Here is a 21,314-nt window from a genome sequence, read left to right as displayed (position 1 = left end):
CGTTGAACTATCATGATCTGGAAAAAGCGCGAGAGGCGCACGCCAAGATTCCCGGCGGCTCCGGCGGCTCTCAGGCCACCCGGAACACCGGGCTCGTAATTCGTATCGCGATCGCAAAAAGGTGCGAAAAGCTCGTCATGGCCGGGCTTTTAGCGGATTAGTCAGCAGGAATAAAGCGCCCAGTTCAAATCGCTACATCGAAAAGTCGAAGCGATAGGTGGTCGACACGCCGACCGTGAACTGGTTGCGGTCGCCACGCTCCTTGACCAGGCTGGAATCGGCCGCCGGGCCCATCAGGCGCGAATATTCACCGAACAGGCTGGCCGTCATCGGCTCGGTCACCTTCCAGGTCACCGCGCCGCCCAGGCCGGTCGACTTCAGACCGCCGCCCGGATGGTATTCGCTGAGGCCGGACGACGCCGCCTCTGTGGCGTTGACGCCGTAGTAAGCGTCGAAATAGTCCGCCGAGGCGAAGGAAATGCGTGGCCCGCCCGAAATGCGGACCGTTGGCGTCACGTCGTAGAAGGCGTCGGCGGCGATGTCGGCGACAAAGCCGTTGTGCGCACGGATGCCGTGCCTGAGCTCGGCCCGGGCGCGTACCCAGTCCAGCGGATAGAATTCGAAGAAGCCGCCGGCCTCGCCGCCCCAACGCACGGGATCGAGGCCCTTCAGCTCATCGTCGCTGTCGCGGGAAAACAGGATTTTTCCGGTCAGGCCGGCCCGCACGCTGCCATCGTCGATCAGGGCCAGCGAGATGTTGTCGTTGCGCGAGGTGAAGCGAGCCTGGGGACCGGCCTTGCCGAGGGAGATGATCGGCTGGGCGCTGAGCATGTACTTTTTGCCGCCCTCGAAATCCGGCGCGACCAGGCCCGTGGCTCCGAGCGTCAAATACCAGTCACCGGACAACCAACTCCCCTCGCCGGCATTCGCGGCGGACACGGTGAGCAGCCCGGAGGCGAAAAGCAGCGGAATCGTCCTGACAATACGCATCATCACCCTTTACGCGAAACACACTGGAGAGAACACCCGGCAGGGCTCAAGCCATGGCGCCGGTTCGGTAAAATTTGACTTAAGATCCGTAACATCGCGGCCGGACTGATTTGACATTGTAGCCAATTGAACGAGGCCCCGTGATCGCAGCATTGGCTGCAGCCGGACAAGCGTCGCGCTCGATCAGCTGCCCCGGTAACGCAGGACGTCTATCAGTAAGGATAGAGCCGGCGACGTGTGACGCCGGCTTGGGTAGTACAGGTGATAGCCGGGGAAGTACGGGCACCATTCCTCCAGCACCCGGATGAGCCGCCCCTGCGCAACGTGCGGAAGTACCTGGTCCTCAGGCATGTAGGCGACCCCCAACCCGTCCAGCGCTGAACTCAGCCGCATGCCAAGATTGTTGAAGACCAGCTGGCCGTCGCCCCGCACCTTCACCTCGCGGCCGTCCTTCTCGAGACCCCACGGGAACAGTCCGCCGTAAGTCGGCAGCCGCATGTTGATGCATCTGTGTGTGGTTAGGTCCTGCGGGGTTCGCGGGGCCGGGAAGCGCTTGAAATATTTCGGCGAACCGACCACGGCCATGCGGATGTCCGGCCCGATACGGACAGCCACCATGTCCTTCGCCACCTGCTCGCCCATGCGGACGCCGGCATCATAACCCTCGGCGACGATATCCGTCAGGCCGTAGTCGACGATGATCTCAACCTGGACGTCGGGATAGTCCGGCAGGAACCGCTTGAGCGCGGGCTGCAGTACGGAAATCGCCGGGTGCTCACCGGTGGTGATGCGGACCGTTCCGGCCGGTTTCTCGCGCAGCGCGTTCAAGGTGGCCAGTTCTGCCTCGATCTCCTCGAACCTCGAGCCCACGGTGCGCAAGAGGCGGCCACCGGCCTCGGTCGGTGCCACACTCCGCGTGGTCCGGGTGAGAAGCCTGAGTCCAACCCGCTCCTCAAGGTTGCGGATGGTCTGACTGAGTGCCGAGGGCGACACCCCCAACTTGGCTGCCGCGCGCGTGAAGCTCCGTTCCCGGGCGACGGTCGCAAATGCGGCGAGATCGTTGAAGTTCTGCATGATGTATTTGTTAGTCCAGCTAACAGGCTCATGCGGATTATAGCAGGTTATCGCATGATGCCGCAGCCCCTATCTTTCTTCGCGGCATCAACCGAGAAGGAGAGCAGGCATGGCAAACGAACGCATTCTAAAGATGGGGCGCCGTGGCTTTCTGGGCGCGGCGGGAAGTTTCGCGGCGACGCCGCTTCTCTTGGCCACCGGTTCCCAGGCGCCAGCCCAGGAGAGCGCTCAAGCGACAGGCGTCAACAGCACTGCGGCCCTAAGCGGGCGGCGGAAGCTGGGCTCGCTGGAAGTCTCCAGCCTCGGCATCGGCGTCCAGAACATGAGCCGGACCTATCAGACGACAATCCCGACCCGGTCCGAGATGATCAACATTATCCGGACCGCCTTCGATCGAGGTGTCACCTTCTTCGACGCCGCGGAGGCCTACGGTCCGCATGAAGTCGAGCGGATCCTTGGCGAGGGAGTAGCGCCGTTTCGCGACCGCGTCGTGATCACTTCGAAGTTCGGCTGGAACATCGACCTGGAAACGGGCGAGCGGCGCCCAGGGCTGATCAGCCGCCCGGACCACATCAAGGCGGCGGTCGAGGGCATGCTGAAGCGCCTGCGCACCGATCGCGTTGACCTGCTCTACCAGCATCGGGTCGACCCCGACGTACCGATCGAGGACGTCGCCGGCGCGGTCAAGGATCTCATGGACCAGGGCAAGGTCACGCACTGGGGGCTGTCCGAGATGGGACTGAACACCCTCCGCCGCGCTCACGCCGCCCTGCCGGTCACCGCCGTCCAGAGTGAATACTCAATGCTATGGCGCGGGCCGGAAAGCGAAGTGCTTCCGCTTTGCGCGGAGCTTGGCATCGGCTTCGTCCCATGGAGCCCGCTCGGCGTGGGGTTCCTGGCCGGCGCCATCGACGCCAGAACGCGGTTTGCGGACGGTGATATCCGCAAGATCGAGGGTCGGTTCTCGGCGGAGAACCTGCCGCACAATCTGGCGCTCGTCGAGCTGATCAAGAGCTGGGCCAAGCGCAAGCAAGCTTCCGCCGCGCAGATCGCGCTCGCCTGGCTGATGGCGCAAAAGCCTTGGATCGTTCCCATACCCGGGACGACCCAGATGCCGCACATGCTCGAAAATATCGGCGCGGCTTCGGTCCAGTTCACGCCGGAGGAACTTGCAGAACTCAACGCCGCGGCCGGCGCAATCCAGGTTCAGGGCTCGCGCCTTCCCGATGCCGTGCTGGTCTATTCAGGCGTCGAAGCACCAGAAAAGAGCTGAACTGATAGTCACACACAACGATCGCATGGAAGTTCGTCATGAAAACTAGAACACTTGGAGGCCTGCAGGTCTCCGCCGTCGGCCTGGGTTGCATGAGCATGACCTCCGCTTACGGGCCGCCAGCCAACAAGGCGGAGATGATCGGGCTCGTGCGCCTCGCGCACGAGCGGGGCGTGACGCTCTTCGACACCGCCGAAGCCTATGGGCCTTTCGCCAATGAGGAGCTCCTCGGCGAGGCGCTTTCGCCGATCCGCGATCAGATCGTGATAGCCACCAAATTCGGATTTGATATCGATCTCGAGACCGGCGAGCGCAGCGGCGGCACCAACAGCCAGCCCGAGCACATCAAACGTGTCGCGGACGCGAGCCTCAAGCGCCTCAAAACCGACCGTATCGACCTGTTCTACCAGCACAGGGTCGATCCGGACGTTCCGATCGAGGACGTCGCCGGCGCCATCAAGGACCTGATCGCTCAAGGCAAGGTCAGCCATTGGGGGCTTTCGGAAGCGGGCGTCCAGACCATCCACCGCGCGCACGCAGTCCAGCCGGTCACGGCAGTGCAGAACGAGTACTCGCTATTCTATCGAGGCGTCGAAGCGGAATTGTTGCCGCTCTGTGAAGAGCTCGGCATCGGTTTCGTGCCGTTCAGCCCATTGGGCGCGGGGTTCCTGACCGGCAAGATCGACGAAAACACCAAGTTCGACCCGACCGATTTCCGCAACAATGTGCCTCGCTTCTCGCCGGAGGCGCGCAAGGCCAACATGGCCCTGGTCGATGTCGTGAGGAGTGTGGCCGAGCGCATAGGTGCGACACCCGCCCAGGTCGCGCTCGCCTGGCTGCTGGCCCAAAAGCCTTGGACCGTGCCAATTCCCGGCACCACCAAACGTCACCGTCTGGAGGAGAACCTTGGCGCGGTCGACGTGACGCTGACCGCGCAGGATCTGCAGGAACTCGCCGACGCCCTGGCGAAGATCGAGGTCCAGGGCGAACGTCTGCCCAAAGCCGCGCTCAAGATGACCGGGCTCTGATCGGGATCTGAACAGTGACCGATGCTCAAAAGCCGACGAGGCGGAAGATCCTCATGTCATCCCTGTTGCTGCCGCTCGCTGCCGGAAGCGCATCGGTTACGCAGGCCGAAGCGGCGCCCCGCTCGGATGGCAAGTCGCTGGTGGCGTTCTTTTCGCGGAGCGGCAACACCCGCGTCATCGCCGGGCAACTCAGCCGGGCGCTGCCGGCCGATCTCTTCGAGATAGCGCCGGCGACACCTTACCCGGCCGATTACTTCGAAACCGTCGAGCGGGCGCGGCAGGAGCGCGATCGCGGCAACCGGCCGCCAATCAAAGCCCAGCTTCCGAGCACCGCCTCTTATGCGACGGTGTTTCTGGGGTTCCCCATCTGGGGTGAAACCGCGCCGCCCGTAATCCGCACTTTCCTGGCGGTCCACGACCTTGCGGGTAAGACCATCATTCCGTTCATCACGCATGGCGGCTTCGGGCTCGGCAACAGCCAGGCGGTTCTGGCCAGCCACGCACCTCAGGCGCGCCTGATGGACGGGTTCTCGATGCAGGCGCCACAAGAGCGCCAGACCATCGAACGCGTAACCCAGTGGTTGGACACGCTGAAGGTCAAATAGTCGGTTACTCGTGACTGGACGGCCTCTTTGGGTCGATACCGTTGAAAAAGTCCGGGTCGCGGCTGCAAATGGCATTTGCGTAGAATGGTGTTTCCGCAAAGACCCAAAATTGAATCCTGATTCCATGCAATACGCTGGGATGGAAAGGGATTCTATAATCGGTGGCGACATTGCGGTGCGGCGGACTTTTTCAACAATATCGGTCAAAAGCCGACCATCTTGCGCTGAAGCGGTAGGTCAAAAGGCGATCGCGCTATCCAGATCCGAAAGCGGACGGACGCCGGCGAGCAGCGCCCTCGCCTCGACCTCGTCGCGCTTCATCTGCGCGACCAGCGCGTCGAGTCCGTCGAACTTCACCTCCGTGCGCAGGAAGCCGAAGAACGACACCTCGCAGGTCTCGCCATAGAGATCGCCGGAGAAATCGAAGACGAAAGTCTCAAGCAGCGGCGCGCCGTTGTCGTCGACCGTCGGCCGGCGCCCGAAGCTGGCGACGCCGTTATGCAGCGTGCCGTCGGCGCGGCGGAAGCGGACGGCATAAATGCCTTCCTTCAGAGTGGCTTCCGGCGAAAGCCTCATATTGGCTGTCGGGAAGCCCAGGGTCCGGCCAAGCCGCTGGCCACCGATCACTTCACTCTCGACGGTGAAGCGATAGCCGAGCAGGCCGGCGGCCTCGGCCACCTCGCCTTCGCACAGGAGCGCGCGGATACGGCTCGACGACACAACCTCGGCGCCCTCGTCGCGAAACGCATCGACCAGGGTAACGCCGAAGCCATGGCGCTCGCCGGCGGCCATCAGGAAGGCGGGGCCGCCCTGGCGGTCCTTGCCGAAGTGGAAGTCGAAGCCGGTGACGGCATGGGTTATGCCGAGGTTTTCTTCCAGAACGCCGGTCACGAAGGCTTCTGCCGACAGCGAAGCAAAATCGCGCGTGAACGGCTGTTCGACCAGAGCGGCAAAGCCCAGATGCGACAGGAGACGCGCCTTCATCGGCGGCGGTGTCAGCACGAACAGCGGGATATCGGGCCTGAACACCTTTCGCGGATGCGGCTCGAAGCTCAGCACCAGAGGCGGCGCGCCGCGCCGCCGCGCTTCGGCAAGCGCGCGGTCAAGCACCGCCTGGTGGCCGCGATGGACGCCGTCGAAATTGCCGATCGCCACCACGCCGCCGCGCAAATGGGCCGGCAGCGGCGATGTTGCGGTAACGCGTTCGAAGGCATCGGTCATTCTGAGACTTCCGTCATCGGGGCGATCCTACTCCCCTATTGCAGTCTCGGAATGACCGCGACCGGCTGATAGCCATGCTTTTCGAGAAAGGCCGCGAGCCTGGCGGGGTCGGGCTGCAGCGCATCGCCATAGTCGCGTGCGTGGATACCGCCGGAGACATAGAGCACGTCGAAACCGTTGTCGGCCGCGCCCTTGATGTCGGTCATCATGCCGTCGCCAATGGCCAGCACCTTTGAGCGCTCGACCGGACGGCCGAGCAGCAGGGCGACCTCGCGCATCGCGACCTCATAGACCGGCGCGTAGGGTTTGCCGGCGATCAGCGTGCGTCCGCCGAGCTGGGCATAGTCGCGGGCCAGCGCGCCCGCACACCAGATCATGCGCTCGCCGCGCTCGACCATGATGTCGGGATTGGCGCAGATGAATGGCAGGTTCCTGGCCCGCAGCCGCCGCAGCAGCTCAGCGTAGTCCTCAGGCTTCTCCGCCTCGTCGTCGAACAGGCCGGTGCAGACCACGCCGGTGGCCTCGAACTCCTCGACAAGATCGACGTCGAGGCCGTCATAGAGGGTGAAATCGCGGTCGGCGCCGATATGGAAGATCTTTCTGGGACCCTCGGCGATCAGGTCGCGGGTGACGTCGCCGGAGGTGACGACGCGGTCATAGGCGGTCTGCGGGACACCTATCGCGTTCATCTGCGCCACAACGTCGGCACTGCGGCGCGGCGAATTGGTGATCAGCACGACCGGCAGCTTCGCCGCGCGCGCGACGGCCAGAGCCTCGGCCGCAGCCGGGAAATGCCATTCGCCATTGTGCACCACGCCCCAGACATCGCAGAGAATAGCCGCGTAGGCTCCCGACAAATCCGCGAGCGAGCCGATAATGTCGGGCGAATTCGCCATGCCGTTTTCCCAAATCGTGTTCGTTGCGAAGGCCGCCGCCGACGGTCCGCCGCGGCCGGTCCCGCATTAGCGGAAGCGCCTCATCCTGTCACCAGCTTTCGCCATCGGCGGCGGGGCTGGCGGTCAAGGGCGCGGCATCACCCCCTCGAAGGCTGATCCGGCACCACAGGGTTAACGCGCAGTCAAAAAGGCGGCGCGACCTTGATGCTTTCGAGCAACGTGAAATTTAGCGATCTGTGACCATGGTCGTAGATCGATTGCGACTAAGGTCGTACATTAGCGGGGGCTAAAGACAATGATCCGCAGGTTTACGCGCGACAGGCGCGGCAATTATGCCTTGATGACCGTTATCACCATGGTGCCGCTGATGGGCGGCGTGGCGCTGGCCGTCGACTATGCGGAACTGGTGCGGCAGCGGCAGGAAACGCTGAACGCGCTTGATGCCGCCGGCCTGGCCACGGCCCAGCAGATCGTTTCCGGCGCGAGTGATGACTCCGTCAAGGCCTACGCCAAGAACTTCTTCGAGGTCAATCTGAGGCACGTCAAGCCTGCCAATACGACGCTGACCGTAACGCTGCCGAAGAACAATACCGGTGGCGGCACGCTGGTGCTCGAGGCTGCGCTGAAATATCAGCCCTACTTCCTGCCAGCTGCGGCCATGTTGATCGGCAAGCCCGCCACCGCCACCGAAATCGATTTCAGTGCGAGATCGGAGATCCGCCTCAGAAATTCATTGGAAGTCGCGCTCGTGCTCGACAATTCCGGCTCGATGACCGAACTCGGCCACGGCTCGAGCCAAGTCAGGTTCGACCTTCTCAAGACCGCGGCCAAGCAGTTGGTCGACCAGCTTGCCGTTCAGGCCCAGGCGATGAAGCAGGTTACCAAACCGGTTCAGTTCAGCCTGGTGCCGTTCGCCGCCTCGGTCAATGTCGGCTCGACCTACGAATTTGCGACCTGGATGGACACGACCGGCATCTCGCCCATCCAGCACGAGAATTTCGACTGGACGACGCTCAGCAAGGCAAGCTACCCGAACCAGTATGCCGAGAAGGTCGGCTCAGTCTGGTATGCGCGTGGTTCGTCTTGGGACGCGACGCAGAAGGACAAGCCGCTGCCCGCTCTTCGCTCTATAAATGGATGACGCGCATTTCGGCGTGCACGGCCTCGAACGGCATCTGCACGTCCAATATAACCTATGCGCCTATCGCGAGCTGGAGCGGTTGCGTCGAATCCCGCCCCCATCCCTACAACATCGAGGACACGGCTGCCTCAACGTCGACGCCGGCCACATTATTCGTGCCGATGTTCGCGCCCGACGAAACTGACAATGTAGACAGCAACTCGCGCCCGGCAAACAACAACTGGCATCTCGACGTCACGACAAGCAGCAACAACGCCACACGTCAGAAGTACATGCCGAAATACTTCACCCCCGGCACCAAGGTGACCTCGGCCTATGGCAGCAATGCCGGACCGAACACGAGCTGCAGCACAACCGCGATCACGCCACTGACCGACGTGTCGGTCGCGGAAGGCGCGACGGCGGTCAAGACGGCCATCGACGCCATGGTCGATGTTGGCGCCACCAATGTGCCGGAAGGCATGGCCTGGGGCTGGCGGACCCTTTCCAGCACGGCCCCGTTCACCGAAGGCCGGCCCGAGACCGAAAGAGGTAACGACAAGGTCCTGATCGTGCTGACCGACGGCGCCAACACGTACTACACGCCAACCTCGGTGACCGCGCAGACCTATTCGGGCACGAACTGGAACAAGGGCGGCAACGACCTCGCCGGCGCCAAGGCCATCTACTCGTCGTTGGGATATCTTGCCTACCCCAACCAGACCAAGCCGTTTGGCAGCACCTACACCTATGGCCGTCCGTTGCTTGGAACCAGCGACAAGGTCGCCAAGGATGACTACTCGAACGCCAACTACACCAAGGCGATGAACGAGCATTTCGTCACGCTCTGCGACAACGCCAAGGCCGCCAACATAGTGGTCATGACCATAGCGCTCGACCTGGATTCGGCAAATACAACCGAAGCAGCCCAGATGGCCGCGTTGAAGACATGCTCGTCGGACTCGCGCTTCCGCACGAATCCGACCGACCCGAGCAAGCCCGCGAAGCTGTTCTGGAATTCGACTGGTGCGACGCTGTCGGACGATTTCAAGGCGATCGGCAACGAACTGTCGAACCTGCGCATCGTCAGCTGATCGACTGGCCATCAATGCCAGGCGCGCCCTTGCCTTCCGGCGGGGCGTTTTCATGGAGCGACTGCCTTGCCCCCTGCCCCGTTGGTTACCCATTCAGTGAAGCACCGAGGGCGCAATCGATCGGTTTCCCAAATCCGTCCTTCAGGGTTTTGTGAAACTGTGGCCGCATTAAAGAATCCGCAGGCGGGCCCGTTACATAAAATGCGTGAACTCTGGCGTGACTTCCGCCGCGACCGGCGCGGCAACTATGCCCTCATGACCGTGCTCGCCATGGTGCCGCTGATGGGCGGCGTGGCGTTGGCCATCGACTTCGCGGGAATGACCAACGAGAAGCAGAGGGTGGTGAACGCGCTCGACGCCGCCAACTTCGCCACCGCTCGCCGCCTGGCCGAAGGCGCCACCGACGACCAGTTGAGGGCCTATGCGCTGGACCTCATCAAGGCCAACCTCGGCAGTGTCGATCCAGCCAACACGACGCTCGACGTCACGCTGCCAAGCAGCACGACCGGCGGCGGCCTGGTGAAGCTCTGCGCGGCGCTGGTGTACAAACCCCATTTCCTGCCGGCGGCGGTGATGCTGATCGGCAAGACCTCTACCGATGTCGGCTACTCTGTCTGCTCGGAAGTCCGGCTGAAGAACACGCTGGAAGTCGCCATGGTGCTCGACAATTCCGGCTCGATGAGCACGGCCGGCACCGGTTCGGGGCAAAAGCGCATCGACCTGCTCAAGCAGGCCGCCAAGCAGCTCGTCGACACGCTGGCCTTGCAGGCGGCGGCGATCAAGCAGATCGACAAGCCGGTCCAGTTCAGCCTCGTGGATCGACGCCTATGGGCTGTCGCCGGTCCACAACGAGAATTTCGACTGGTCGACGCTCAATGGCGCCGACAAATATGCCCAGAAGATCAACGGCGTCTGGTACAAGAAGGGCACCGGCTGGGGCGAGGAAGAAGGTCAGATGCTGACCCGGTTCTCGCTCTATCGCGACATGAAGGTGGTGACCAGCCACGAGCGCATCGTCGGCAGCAAGCGCGTTGTCTGCGACGAGTACCGCGACAACCACACCTGCAAGCGCAGCCACAACGAATACGATTACATCGACACTTACGGCCCGTTCGCCAGTTGGCAGGGCTGCGTCGAGGTCCGGCCCTACCCTTACAACGTCAACGACAAACCGGCCTCCGGCGGCCCTAACAACACCGGCACCAGCGTCGGCGACCCGGTAACCATGTTCGTGCCGATGTTCGCGCCCGATGAGCCCGGCAACCACTGGAAGATCACTCAGGATCCGGATGAGGCCAATCCCAAGACCTATGGCGCGGCAAACAGCTGGTGGAACGACGACCCGACAAGCACCACCGGCAAGACGCGGCAATCCAACATGGCCAAGTATTTCCAGCCGCGGCCGATCGATGCGCCGGTGCTGTCGAAGGGTGCTGGCCCGAATTACAGCTGCACCACGACGCCGATCACACCGCTGACCGACGTCACCAAGCCGGAAGGGCTGACGGCGATCAAGGCGGCGATCGACCTGATGGCGCCAAACGGCAACACCAACGTGCCGGAAGGCATGGCCTGGGGCTGGCGCACCGTGTCGAGCACCGAACCCTTCACTGAAGGGCGGCCGGAGACGGAGCGCGGCAACGACAAGGTCGTCATAGTGCTCACCGACGGCGAGAACACCTATTCGACGGTAAGCAGCGACCCGGCCGGCAACAAGTCGACCTATGCCGCCTATGGCTATACCGGCCTCGCCTATTTCGGTACGGCACTGACCCGACTGTTCACTGGCACATCGAGCGATGTTGGCCAGTTCGACTATTCGTCCAGCAACTACACCCTCGCGCTCAACGAGCAGATGGCGACGCTGTGCAACAACGCCAAGGCGGCCAACATCATGGTGATGACGGTGGCGCTCGACATGTCGAGCACCGATGCCGGCGACAAAAAGGCGATGGACGCACTGAAGACCTGCTCGTCGGACTCGCGCTTCCGCAAGGACCCGACGGACGCCAGCAAGCCGGCCAAGCTGTTCTGGAATGCAACGGGTGCCACGCTGTCGGACAATTTCAAGGAAATCGCCAACGAACTGTCGAACTTGCGCGTGGTGAGCTGAGGGCGGCTTCGCCGTCAGCGCTGGCGCAACCGCTCCTGCCATCATGCCCTTGCGGTTGTTGAAGGCACATGGTGAGTGTTCCCGCCACCACCCGGAGACTCCCTGATGCCCGACGCCGCTAACCACCTCGCCTTTGCGCTGGTCTGCCTCGGCATGGTGCTGACGCCCGGGCCGAACATGATCTACCTGATCTCGCGCTCGCTCTCGCAAGGTCCGAAGGCCGGGCTGATCTCGCTTGGCGGCGTGGCACTCGGTTTCCTGTTTTATGTGCTGTCCGCCGCCTTCGGCATCACTGCGCTGCTGCTTGCGGTGCCCTTCGCCTATGACGCGCTGCGCCTTGCCGGCGCGCTCTATCTGCTATGGCTTGCCTGGCAGGCGGTGAGGCCCGGCGGGCGCTCGCCGTTCCAGGTGCGCGAATTGCCGAAGGACAGGCCGCGCAAGCTGTTCGCAATGGGGCTGATGACCAATCTCCTCAACCCGAAAGTGGCGGTGCTTTACCTGTCGCTGCTGCCGCAATTCATCAATCCCGGCAAGGGCCATGTGCTGTCGCAGCTCCTGGTGCTCGGCGTCACGCAGATTTCGATCAGCCTCACCGTCAACGCCATCATCGCGGTGACCGCCGGTTCGATCGCCACCTTCCTCGCCGGGCGGCCGCTATGGCTGGTCGTCCAGCGCTGGATGATGGGCACCGTGCTGACGGCACTGGCGCTCAGGATGGCGACCGACGCCCAGCGCTAGGGTGCGTTGATGTCCAAGTGATGCCGGCCTGCGAGCGGCGGCTTCCTGCGCTTCCGGTGCTCACGTGCTTTAAGTCCGCTCCGCTCCGGTTCTCGGAAGCCACCATTCTCGGCTCGGCCTGACCTGAAATCTCAACACACCCTACAGCTGAGCGCCCGCTACATCGGCCGCCTGATCTGCTGCGCCCGCTCCGGCTCGACCATCCTGCGGTAGAGATGCCAAGTCGCATGGCCGAGGATCGGCATGACGACGGCGAGCCCGGCAAACAGCGGGATCGATCCGACGACCAGAAGCACGGCGACGATCAGGCCCCACAGCGCCATCTGCAGCGGGTTGGCCATCACCGCGCGCGCCGAGGTCTCGATGGCCGAGACGGCGCCGACATCGCGGTCGAGCAACAGCGGAAAGGCGATGACAGTCGTTGCCAGCACGACCACCGCAAAGACGAAGCCGGCCGCATTGCCGAGCAGGACCAGCGTCCAGCCCTTGCTGGTCGTCAAAACATCGCGGATGAAGGCGCCGATCGAGGCCGGCGGCTGGTCGCCGAACAGGCCGGTGTAGATCGCCTGCGCGGTGTATAGCCAAAGAAGGAACAAAGCGAGCAGCATGATGCCGATCACCGCGATCGCGGGCAGCGCCGGCGAGCGGCGCACGTCGAGCGCATGCCGCCAGGATGTGCTCATGCCGAGTTCGCGCCGGCGGCTGATCTCATAGAGGCCGATGGCGGCAAACGGCCCGACCAGGGCGAAGCCCGATATCAGAGGATAGACGAGCTGGATGGCGTTGGAGCCGGACGACCATTGCGTCAGGATCAGGCCGACGATCGGATAGATCAGGCACAGGAATACGTAGTGCGAAGGCTTGGCCCAGAAATCGTCGACGCCGAGCCGCAGCGCATCCAGAAGATCGGCATTGGTGATGCGGCGCACCGTGGGCTGCACGTGCAATCCACGTGCGTCCGCCATGACATGAAAGCCGGCCATACCTTCCTCCCGTGTGTCGGGGCGACCACCGCCTGGATGGCCGCCCGTAGCTGCCACTTCAAGAAAATCCCGCTAATAGATCTGGTGGCGAATGTCGCCGCGTCAATGGCTTGGAGCGGCTAGTCGTCATGTTCATCTTCGCTCATATGACCGTGCCGGCAGGCCTTTTTTGGTCAACCATTGAACGGCATTTTACCATTCGGCATTTTAGTGTTTTCTTAAATGGCCCGTAGATTCCCCTAGCGTACCACGTAAAGCAGACAAGCTTGGGCAAGGGGCAATGTTCACGTTCAGAGGCTTCTGGTTATCGGAGCGCGGCAACTTTGCCATAGCGACCGCGATAGCGATGCTGCCAGTCATGATTGGCGTGGCTGGCGCCATCGATCTGGTGGGCACGAGCGACGACGCCGCGCAATTGCAGAACTCGCTGGACGCGGCTGGGCTAGCCGCCGGCACGAAGTACTCTCCCGGCATGACGGCTAGCGAAGTCCAGGCGCTTGGGCTGACATTCTTCGCGGCCAACCTGCGCGACGTCGACCAGGAGAAATATTCGGGCAGCGTCTCGGCCTTCTCGGCAACCGCCAGCGGAGGCGCGGGCGCCTATTACATCTCGCTTTCGTCCAGCATAAGCCGACCAAGCTTCATCGGCGGCTCGGCCTCCTGGCAGGCGCACCGCTCGGCCTCGGTCAAGATAGATCCCGGCGCGCAGGCCTGCGTGCTGGCGCTCGATCCGCATGCATCCGCCGCCGTGAACCTGCAGGGCTCGACCAATGTCTCGATGAGCAGCTGCGTGATCGCGTCAAACTCGGATGCGTCCGATTCCGTCAACAGAGGCGGTTCCGCGCTTGTTTCTGCGGGCTGCGTCTCGACTGTCGGCGGCACTTCCGGGCTTTCGCCGCCCAACGCCAGTCTCACCTGCGGAACGCCGCTCGAGCATCAATACGAATCCATCGATCCTCTGGCCGACGTCGTCCCTCCCCCCTACACGTTGTGTCTGCCCGTCCCGAACGGCAAAACCTACACGCTGTCGCCCGGCACCTATTGCGACAAGACATTGTCGGGAAACATCACGCTGGATCCGGGTATCTACATCCTGCGCGGCACCACCATAAAGCCCGGGGGGAACGGCAGCCTGACCGGCCAGGGCGTGACCCTGTTCCTGATGGAGGGCGCGCAAATCTACTTAAATGCCAATGAGACGGTGGACCTCTCCCCGCCCACCAGCGGACCCTATGCCGGTATCACCATTTTCCAGGACCACGGGAACACGTCCGCCGTGACGCTGAATGGCGGCGCAAATTCCGCGATCAGCGGTTTCGTCTATGCGCCCGACGCACCCATTTCCTACGCCGGCAACTCTGATATGAGCGGCCAGGGCGACTGTCTGAGGCTTGTCGGCAAGACCGTGCAGATGACGGGAAACTCCTCGGTCAGAACGGACTGCGCGGCCCTGCTTGGAAATCGCGAAATGTATGCCGGCCGCCTCATCACGCTCGTGAAATGAGCGAGTATTTCGCGCCGCGCGGGTAGCGACTTTCAACGCTCTGCCGGGATGCCGCCTTACAGGCGATTGTCGGCGGGCGGCGCCAGGTGCTGGCGCCGCCCTGCCGACGGTTCTAGGCGGCGAAGCGCTCGATCACCTCGGCCAGCGGGACGTGTCCCAGGCAGGCGCCCGAGCCGACAGGCTTTTCGCCATCCTCGACACCTAGCGCGTATCGCACGGCCGGATCGGCCTCGATGCGGCGGCGCAAAGCGGCGAGCTTCGGATAGGCGGCACCGTCGATTGCCTCGTGGAATTCGGCCCAGCGTGCCACGCCGATCAACGTGGTGTCGGCAAGTGTGAGCCGATCACCGACCAGGAAGTCGGTGTCGGTGATCATGGCCTCGAGCCGGTCATGGCGCTCGGTCACCGCCTTGCTGCCGAAGTCGCGCAAGCTCGCCTGCAGCGCCGGATCGGGCGACGCCATTTCCAACGCCACCCAGAGCGGGCTGAAGGCGGCGGTGAAGCCGGTGTTCACGAAAGCCATGAGCTGGTGCATCCGGTCGGATTCCGGTGTGCGCGGATCGAAGCTGATGCGACGGTTCGTGTCGCGGGCTTCGAGCCATGCGGCAATCGCCATGGTCTCGGTGAGCACCTTGCCCTCGTCGGTGATCAGCACCGGCGTTTCCTGCCGGTCGTTGATGCTGGCATAGGCATCGTTCTTCATCTCGGCCAGCATGTCCACTCGGCACAGCCGGTAGGGTTGCCCGACGCGCTCGAAGGCAGCGACGAGCCCCATCGAGCTTCCCGCGGGGAAGCCGTAAAGGAGGATAGGTTCCATTTTGTTGTCTCTTCCATGTTTAGGGGATCACGCCGCGCAGCGAAACTTGACCCTAAACGCTGGTCGCCCCATGTAAATTAGGCACTATTCTGTAACCAAGCCCGCCACAGGTCCTCCATGAAAGATGTCGTCTCGCGCTGCCCGATCGAAGAGACCATGCGTGTGCTCAGCGGCCGCTGGCCGACCTTGCTGCTCTACTATCTGAAGGACGGCACCAAGCGCTTCAGTGAGCTCAGGCGCGACAACCCGACCGTATCGCACCGCATCCTGGCGCTGGAGCTGCGCAAGCTGGAAGACGCCGGCATCGTGCGTCGGACAGCGTATCCGGGCTATCCGCTGCGCGTCGACTACGACCTCACTGCGCCGGGCCGCAAGCTCGTGCCGCTGATCGATGCGCTCGGAGCCTGGTGGGTGCATACGGAAAGCGATCGGACCGGGTCCCCGGCCTCGGAAACAAATCTCGATACGGCCGCCTAGGACCAAGATTTTCTCTGCCCTGCCCGGCAAAAGCCATGATCGCGCTTATCTCAGGCGGGCATGACCATTGCGAACATCGACAATCACCAAGCCCAATCGAAACTGAACAGGCGCCTGCTGCTAAAGGGAGCCGGCCTGGCCGCGTTGGTCGGCCTCGCGGCCTGCAGCACCGTTTCGCAGCCGACTGGCGAAGGCGCCGGCGTCTCCTCTTCCACCACCGGCACACTGGCCGGCATCCGGGCTTCGGCCGGGCTCGGCCCGCTGGTCCCCGATGCACAGCTGGAACAGGCGGCCCTGCAGCAGGCCGGCTATATGGCCGGGGCGCGCCGCATGAGCCATACAACCGGTTGGGGCAAAAGCTTTTCCTCGCGCGTCAGGGGCAACGGCATTGCCGGTGCGGCCGCCGAAAACATCGCCGAAGGCCGCTTCGACCAGCAAAAACTGTTCGACATCTGGGTGCATTCGCCCGGCCACCGGCGCAACATGCTCGACCCGCGCTTCACCCGCTTCGGCCTTGCCTATGTGCGCGACGGCCGCGACTCCAGCCTGCGCTACTGGAGCCTGGTGCTCGGCAGGTAACCGCGACCGATCGGTCGCGCCAGAGACTGCACTGGCCGTCATCCATCACGCTTGCCGTCGAGCAGTTTCTTGATGCCCTGGGCCGAGACCGGTTTGCTGAAATGATAGCCCTGCATTTCATCGCAATTGTTCTTGCGCAGGAAGGCCACCTGATCGTCTGTCTCGACACCCTCGGCAATGACCCTCAGATGCAGATTTTGACCCAATGAAATCACGGCGCTGGCGACTGCCTGATCGTTGTCGTCGACGGCGAGATCTTTGATGAATGACTTGTCGATCTTCAGCCGTGCCACGGGAAAGGTCTTGAGTGCACTGAGGCTGGAATAGCCTGTTCCGAAATCGTCGATCGATATCTGGACGCCCAGGTTCTGCAATGCGTTCATCGTTGCGACCGCCAGCTCAACGTCCTGCATGATAAGGCTTTCGGTCACCTCAAGCTCGAGATACCTGGCCTCCAGACCGCTGTCCTTCAGTGCATTCACGACACGGCCAATCAGGTTCGGTTCCCTGAATTGCCGCGCCGAGACGTTTACGCAGACGGTCAAGGGCGGCAGGCCGGCGTCCTGCCAGGCCTTGTTCTGCCGACAGGCCTCGTGCAGGACCCAGTCGCCGATCGGCACGATCAGGCCGGTCTCCTCGGCGGTCGGAATGAATGTGTTCGGCGCCACGATGCCTCGTGTCGGATGCTTCCAGCGCAGCAACGCTTCGACCGCAAAGACGTCCCCTGAACGAAGATCGACTTGCGGCTGATAGAGCAGAATGAATTCCGAATGAGCGAGCGCGTTTCGCAACTCCTCCTGAAGCACGAATTTTTCATGCGCTCTGGTGTTGAATTCGGGAGCATAGAACTGGAAATTGTCGCGGCCGAATTCCTTCGCGCGGTACATGGCCGCATCGGCATTGGCCAGCAGCATATCTGGGCTCGTCCCGTCCTTGGGGTAGTTGGCGATGCCAATGCTGGCCGTCGCCCTAAGCCGATGCCTTCCCAGATGAACCGGCTCCGCTATCGCCGCCCGGATCTTTTGCAGAGTCTCGGAGATGAGATCGACGTTCGTCGGCTGGTCGAACAGGACTATGACAAACTCGTCGCCGCCAAGCCGCACAACGGTGTCGGTTGACCTTACGCATTCGACCATACGATTGGCGACGGTCTTCAGCAGCACGTCACCGGCGTTGTGGCCGAGCGTATCATTGACGAGTTTGAAATTGTCGAGGTCGATGAACACAACCGTAACCCAGCGATCGTATCGCTGCGCATACAGAAGAGCCTGCGAGAGCCGATCCTCGAGCAGAGCGCGATTTGGAAGCCCGGTCAGCACATCATGGTTGGCCATGAAGTGAATCTGGTCTTCAGCCAATTTGCGCTCGATGGCGATCCCTGCAATGCGTGTCGTGAAGTCGATCAGCCGTGTTTCGGACTCGGTCGGTTCACGTACCGTCATCGAATACATCGCGAAGACGCCCAGCACGGCGCCTTGGTGCGACAGGATCGGGGTCGACCAGCACGAACGATAGCCGAAGGGCGCCACCACCTCACGGTAATCTTCCCAAAGCGGATCCTGCATGACGTCTGCGACGATGACCGGCTCGCGCCGATAGACGGCAGTGCCACATGATCCAACCTTGGGGCCGACGGCGATCCCGTCGATGGCAGCGGTATAGTCTTTCGCCAAGCTCGGCGCGCCGCCGTGCCGCAGATGGCTGCCGTCCTTGTCCAGAAGCAAGACGGAACCGAATATCCCCGTCAACTGCGACTCGACAAGGCGCATCAGGCGGTCGAGCACGTCTTCGAGCAAGGCGCTCATCGCGATCATTTCCAGGATATGCGCCTGCCCGTCCCGAAGGATGTCCGCTTGCTTGCGGGCGGTGATATCGTGAGCGATGCCGACCAGGCCGATGATGTCATTGCGGGCATTGCGCAGCGGCACCTTTGTCGATGAGAACCATCTGCCGGCGCCCGACGCATCGACCACAAACTCTTCCTTGTCGATCATTGGTCGCCCGCTGCTGAGCACGTTCTGCTCCACCGCGCGAAATTTCTGCGCAAGTTCCGGGGCATGGAGATCAAAATCGGTCAAACCGACCATGTCACTGGTCTTCTCGCGGCCACTGTCGACAGAAAGAGCCCTATTCGCCACGACGAAACGGCTTTCGGTGTCCTTGACCCAGAGATAATCGGGCACCCAGTCGATCAGGGTTTGCAGCGAAATGCGCTCGTCGACCATCTGTCGGTTGGCAGCGAGCGCCGAGATGTCTTCATGCGTGGCCACCCAACTGCCGTCGGGCATCGGCTGATGGCAGACCTGAATTGTCCGGCCGTCGGTGAGGTTGGCGGTCCAGACTTTTGGAGCCATGCCCGAATTGACCGATCGGGCCAATGCGAGATAGGCGTCGGCACCGGTCGCGGATGTCCCGGCAGCGACGCGACGTTCGACGATTTCGCGGAGCGTCAGCCCCGGCTGCAATTGCTCCGGCGCAATGTGGTAAATTTCCGCATAGCGGCGGTTGCACAGGATCAGCCGTTCATCGGCGTCGAAAAAGCAGATGCCCTGCGAAACGTTGTCAATCGCCGTCTCAAATCGCAGCGCCTGCCCTTCGAGCGTTGCGATCCGGGCTCGAAGATCGCGCTCGAGCGTTTCGTATGAAGCGATGGTCAGCTTTGCCAGCGCGGCCAGATTGGCCGACTCCGGTGCTTCGGCGGCTTTCCTGGATGGTTTCGTGCCCAAACAGAGTTCCTCCGGTTTGGTGCCGGCGCAAAGCAACACGGCTCGCTTTCAACCCAAAAGCGACTGCATCGTGATCGAGATATACTAATGGTAGGTGAACCAGCTCGAAGTCAGGAGCAGTCGCCTGTGGATATCTGAAAATCCTGGTGCTGTTTCCGGGTCACGATTTTGAGTCCCGGCAACAGACGCGACCGGCATACTGCCGATCCGCAAACGTCAGTCCATATGCGCGGCAGGGGCACCACCTGCTGCCGGGCCAGCCTTTGGCTTGCGCAGCAGGAAAACGAACGGGACGGCAAGCAGCGTCATCATCATCAGCAGTTTGAAGTCGTTGACGTAAGAGATCATCATCGCCTGGATATTGACCAGCCCGTCGACCTCCGAAAGCGCCGTTGGATCGCCGGCTGCGGCCGCCGGCGAGACCGCCCACAGATTTGGGTTGAACGGCTTGATGAAAGCAGAGAGCTCGCTGTGGTTGACCTGAATGTTGCGCACCAGGAGAACCGACACGACCGAAACACCGATCGACGAGCCAAGATTGCGCACCAGGCTGAACAGCGACGTGGCGTCGGTGCGGTAGCGTGGGTCCAGCGTGGCGAAAGCCACGGTCGACAGCGGTACGAACACCATTCCCATTCCCAGGCCCTGGATGATGCCGGAGCTGAGGATCAGCCAGTTGTCCATCTGCGGCGTGAAACTCGCCATGGTGTGGAGCGACTGCGCGGTCAAAAGGAAGCCGATGACGACGAGGATGCGGGCATCGACCCTGTGCATGATGCGGCCGACCAAAAGCATCGAAATCATCGTGCCGATACCGCGCGGACCTATGACGACACCGATGGTCATGGTCGGATAGCCGAAGATGGTCGCCAGCATCGGCGGCAGCAGCGACATACTGGCCAGGATGAGCACGCCCATGACGAAGATGAACGCCAGCCCGGTCACGAAATTGCGGTCGAGGAATATCTTGGGGTCGATGAACGGGTGCTCCGCCGTCACCGTGTGAATGATGAACACCCAAAAACCGGTCAGCGAAAGGCCGAGTTCGATCCAGATCTCGACCGAGGAAAACCAGTCGACCTCGCCGCCGCGATCCAGCATCAGCTGCAGCGCACCGACGCCGAGCGATATCATGGCGAAGCCGAAGAAATCGAAGCCGCGCACCCGCCGGGCAACGGAAGGCAAATAGGCGGCCATGCCGAGGAAGGCGGCGATGCCGACCGGCAGGTTGATGAAGAAGACCCAGCGCCAGTTGAAGTTCTCGGTCAGCCAGCCGCCCAGCGTCGGGCCGAGGATCGGCCCCAGCATGATGCCGGCGCCCCAGATGGCCATTGCCTGGCCGTGGCGTTCCTTCGGGTTGATGTCGAGCAGGAAGGTCTGCGACAGCGGCACGATCGCGGCGCCGAACACGCCTTGCATCAGCCGGAAGAACACCATCGTCTCCAGGCTCCATGCCAGTCCGCACAGCATGGAGAAGATGGTGAAGCCGACCACCGCCGTCAGGAACAGTTCCTTGCGGCCGAGCCGGTCAGCCAGCCAGCCGGTGACCGGCGTCATGATCGCCGCGGCAACGATGTAGGACGTCAGCACCCAGTTGATGTTGTCCGGCGAGGCGCCGAGATCGCCGGTCATGGTCGGCAGCGCAACGTTGGCGATCGTGGTGTCGAGCGCCTGCATGACCGTCGCCAGCATGAGCGCAACCGTGATCAAGCCGCGGTGCGGCACTTCCTTGAAGGTTTCTGGGGTGCTCATGATGCGGAACTTCCAGTCGGTAACAAAAACGTGTTAGACAGGGTTTCCGGGCGGCGAGGCCGTCCCGTGTGGAGAGACCCTCATCGGGTGGGACGCGACCATCGATGTGGGGGTTACATCGACCAGAGCGTCTCGAATTTCGCGGGCGCCAGCCGCCCGGAACCCTGTGGACCGTCGGGTCCGATGTCGAACGTCGAGGCTGGCCGGCAGTACCGTCGCAATCCTCGCCCTTCGCCCCGCCGGCCCGTCTCCTGTCCTTGTTTGTCATGCCGGCAGCCGCGGCAGAGCTTTCACAAACATTCGCGAGGCAGCTTCCGCCGCCTC

Annotated in this window: 18 protein-coding genes and 1 pseudogene; 11 read left to right on the top strand and 8 right to left on the bottom strand. The window is 62.6% G+C overall.

The window, feature by feature from the left end; translation table 11 throughout:
• Positions 1–2: 2 nt before the first annotated feature.
• Positions 3–161 carry a hypothetical protein gene (locus D3227_RS41760; protein WP_167480836.1) on the top strand — a complete coding sequence of 53 codons (159 nt, stop codon included), beginning with the start codon at positions 3–5 and terminating at the stop codon, positions 159–161.
• Positions 162–192: 31 nt separating this feature from the next.
• Here D3227_RS41760 and D3227_RS25435 read toward each other — a convergent pair whose 3' ends face one another.
• Together D3227_RS25435 and D3227_RS25430 are read right to left on the bottom strand one after the other, a co-directional pair.
• Positions 193–990 carry a MipA/OmpV family protein gene (locus D3227_RS25435; protein WP_167480840.1) on the bottom strand — a complete coding sequence of 266 codons (798 nt, stop codon included), beginning with the start codon at positions 988–990 and terminating at the stop codon, positions 193–195.
• A 183-nt stretch (positions 991–1,173) separates the two neighbouring features.
• On the bottom strand, positions 1,174–2,064 hold the full coding sequence (locus tag D3227_RS25430; protein ID WP_120017015.1) for a LysR family transcriptional regulator: 891 nt from the start codon (positions 2,062–2,064) through the stop codon (positions 1,174–1,176).
• A 109-nt stretch (positions 2,065–2,173) separates the two neighbouring features.
• Between D3227_RS25430 and D3227_RS25425 the strand changes: the two genes are divergently transcribed.
• The 3 genes from D3227_RS25425 to D3227_RS25415 are packed head-to-tail and all read left to right on the top strand — an operon-like array spanning position 2,174 to position 4,970.
• A complete protein-coding gene (locus tag D3227_RS25425) occupies positions 2,174–3,337 on the top strand; it encodes an aldo/keto reductase (RefSeq protein WP_120017014.1) in 1,164 nt (387 codons plus the stop codon).
• 38 nt (positions 3,338–3,375) lie between these two features.
• Entirely contained in the window at positions 3,376–4,365 is a 990-nt protein-coding gene (locus D3227_RS25420; RefSeq protein WP_120017013.1) for an aldo/keto reductase, read from the top strand.
• A 53-nt stretch (positions 4,366–4,418) separates the two neighbouring features.
• Positions 4,419–4,970, top strand: a complete 552-nt coding sequence (locus D3227_RS25415; RefSeq protein WP_120017059.1) for a flavodoxin — start codon at positions 4,419–4,421, stop codon at positions 4,968–4,970.
• A 237-nt stretch (positions 4,971–5,207) separates the two neighbouring features.
• Here the strand turns inward: D3227_RS25415 and D3227_RS25410 are convergent, their stop codons facing one another.
• Both D3227_RS25410 and D3227_RS25405 read right to left on the bottom strand, forming a co-directional pair.
• Positions 5,208–6,191, bottom strand: coding sequence for a bifunctional riboflavin kinase/FAD synthetase (locus tag D3227_RS25410; protein WP_120017012.1), 984 nt, complete (start codon positions 6,189–6,191; stop codon positions 5,208–5,210).
• Between the two features lie 35 nt (positions 6,192–6,226).
• On the bottom strand, positions 6,227–7,087 hold the full coding sequence (locus D3227_RS25405) for a TIGR01459 family HAD-type hydrolase (RefSeq protein ID WP_120017011.1): 861 nt from the start codon (positions 7,085–7,087) through the stop codon (positions 6,227–6,229).
• A gap of 295 nt (positions 7,088–7,382) precedes the next feature.
• Here D3227_RS25405 and D3227_RS42895 point away from each other — a divergent pair, with 295 nt between their 5' ends.
• The 4 genes and pseudogenes from D3227_RS42895 (at position 7,383) to D3227_RS25390 (ending at position 12,152) form a co-directional block, all read left to right on the top strand.
• Positions 7,383–8,228, top strand: coding sequence for a pilus assembly protein (locus D3227_RS42895; RefSeq protein ID WP_245451871.1), 846 nt, complete (start codon positions 7,383–7,385; stop codon positions 8,226–8,228).
• A gap of 155 nt (positions 8,229–8,383) precedes the next feature.
• Positions 8,384–9,301, top strand: a complete 918-nt coding sequence (locus tag D3227_RS42890) for a hypothetical protein (RefSeq protein ID WP_245451870.1) — start codon at positions 8,384–8,386, stop codon at positions 9,299–9,301.
• A gap of 201 nt (positions 9,302–9,502) precedes the next feature.
• Positions 9,503–11,414: pseudogene (locus tag D3227_RS25395) on the top strand (TadE/TadG family type IV pilus assembly protein).
• 105 nt (positions 11,415–11,519) lie between these two features.
• Entirely contained in the window at positions 11,520–12,152 is a 633-nt protein-coding gene (locus tag D3227_RS25390) for a LysE family translocator (RefSeq protein ID WP_120017010.1), read from the top strand.
• 158 nt (positions 12,153–12,310) lie between these two features.
• On the opposite strand, the gene D3227_RS25385 is transcribed toward D3227_RS25390, so the two are convergent.
• On the bottom strand, positions 12,311–13,135 hold the full coding sequence (locus D3227_RS25385) for a DUF2189 domain-containing protein (protein WP_120017009.1): 825 nt from the start codon (positions 13,133–13,135) through the stop codon (positions 12,311–12,313).
• Between the two features lie 280 nt (positions 13,136–13,415).
• Between D3227_RS25385 and D3227_RS25380 the strand changes: the two genes are divergently transcribed.
• The gene (locus D3227_RS25380) at positions 13,416–14,639 is read left to right on the top strand and encodes a TadE/TadG family type IV pilus assembly protein (RefSeq protein ID WP_120017008.1); all 1,224 of its coding nucleotides are present in this window, start codon (positions 13,416–13,418) and stop codon (positions 14,637–14,639) included.
• 112 nt (positions 14,640–14,751) lie between these two features.
• Here the strand turns inward: D3227_RS25380 and D3227_RS25375 are convergent, their stop codons facing one another.
• Positions 14,752–15,456, bottom strand: coding sequence for a glutathione S-transferase family protein (locus D3227_RS25375; RefSeq protein ID WP_120017007.1), 705 nt, complete (start codon positions 15,454–15,456; stop codon positions 14,752–14,754).
• Positions 15,457–15,573: 117 nt separating this feature from the next.
• Between D3227_RS25375 and D3227_RS25370 the strand changes: the two genes are divergently transcribed.
• Both D3227_RS25370 and D3227_RS25365 read left to right on the top strand, forming a co-directional pair.
• On the top strand, positions 15,574–15,933 hold the full coding sequence (locus tag D3227_RS25370; protein ID WP_120017006.1) for a winged helix-turn-helix transcriptional regulator: 360 nt from the start codon (positions 15,574–15,576) through the stop codon (positions 15,931–15,933).
• 60 nt (positions 15,934–15,993) lie between these two features.
• Positions 15,994–16,512, top strand: a complete 519-nt coding sequence (locus D3227_RS25365) for a CAP domain-containing protein (RefSeq protein ID WP_120017005.1) — start codon at positions 15,994–15,996, stop codon at positions 16,510–16,512.
• Positions 16,513–16,550: 38 nt separating this feature from the next.
• Here the strand turns inward: D3227_RS25365 and D3227_RS25360 are convergent, their stop codons facing one another.
• Both D3227_RS25360 and D3227_RS25355 read right to left on the bottom strand, forming a co-directional pair.
• Complete coding sequence (locus tag D3227_RS25360; protein ID WP_120017058.1) at positions 16,551–19,238, bottom strand: EAL domain-containing protein; 2,688 nt, start codon at positions 19,236–19,238, stop codon at positions 16,551–16,553.
• 216 nt (positions 19,239–19,454) lie between these two features.
• Positions 19,455–20,990: a DHA2 family efflux MFS transporter permease subunit gene (locus tag D3227_RS25355; RefSeq protein ID WP_120017004.1), complete on the bottom strand. Its 1,536-nt coding sequence runs from the start codon at positions 20,988–20,990 to the stop codon at positions 19,455–19,457.
• Positions 20,991–21,314: the final 324 nt, after the last annotated feature.

It is taken from the genome of Mesorhizobium waimense, from assembly GCF_003601975.1.
In the GTDB taxonomy this organism is placed as follows: domain Bacteria; phylum Pseudomonadota; class Alphaproteobacteria; order Rhizobiales; family Rhizobiaceae; genus Mesorhizobium; species Mesorhizobium waimense.
This window is presented reverse-complemented; position numbering and strand designations above follow the sequence as displayed.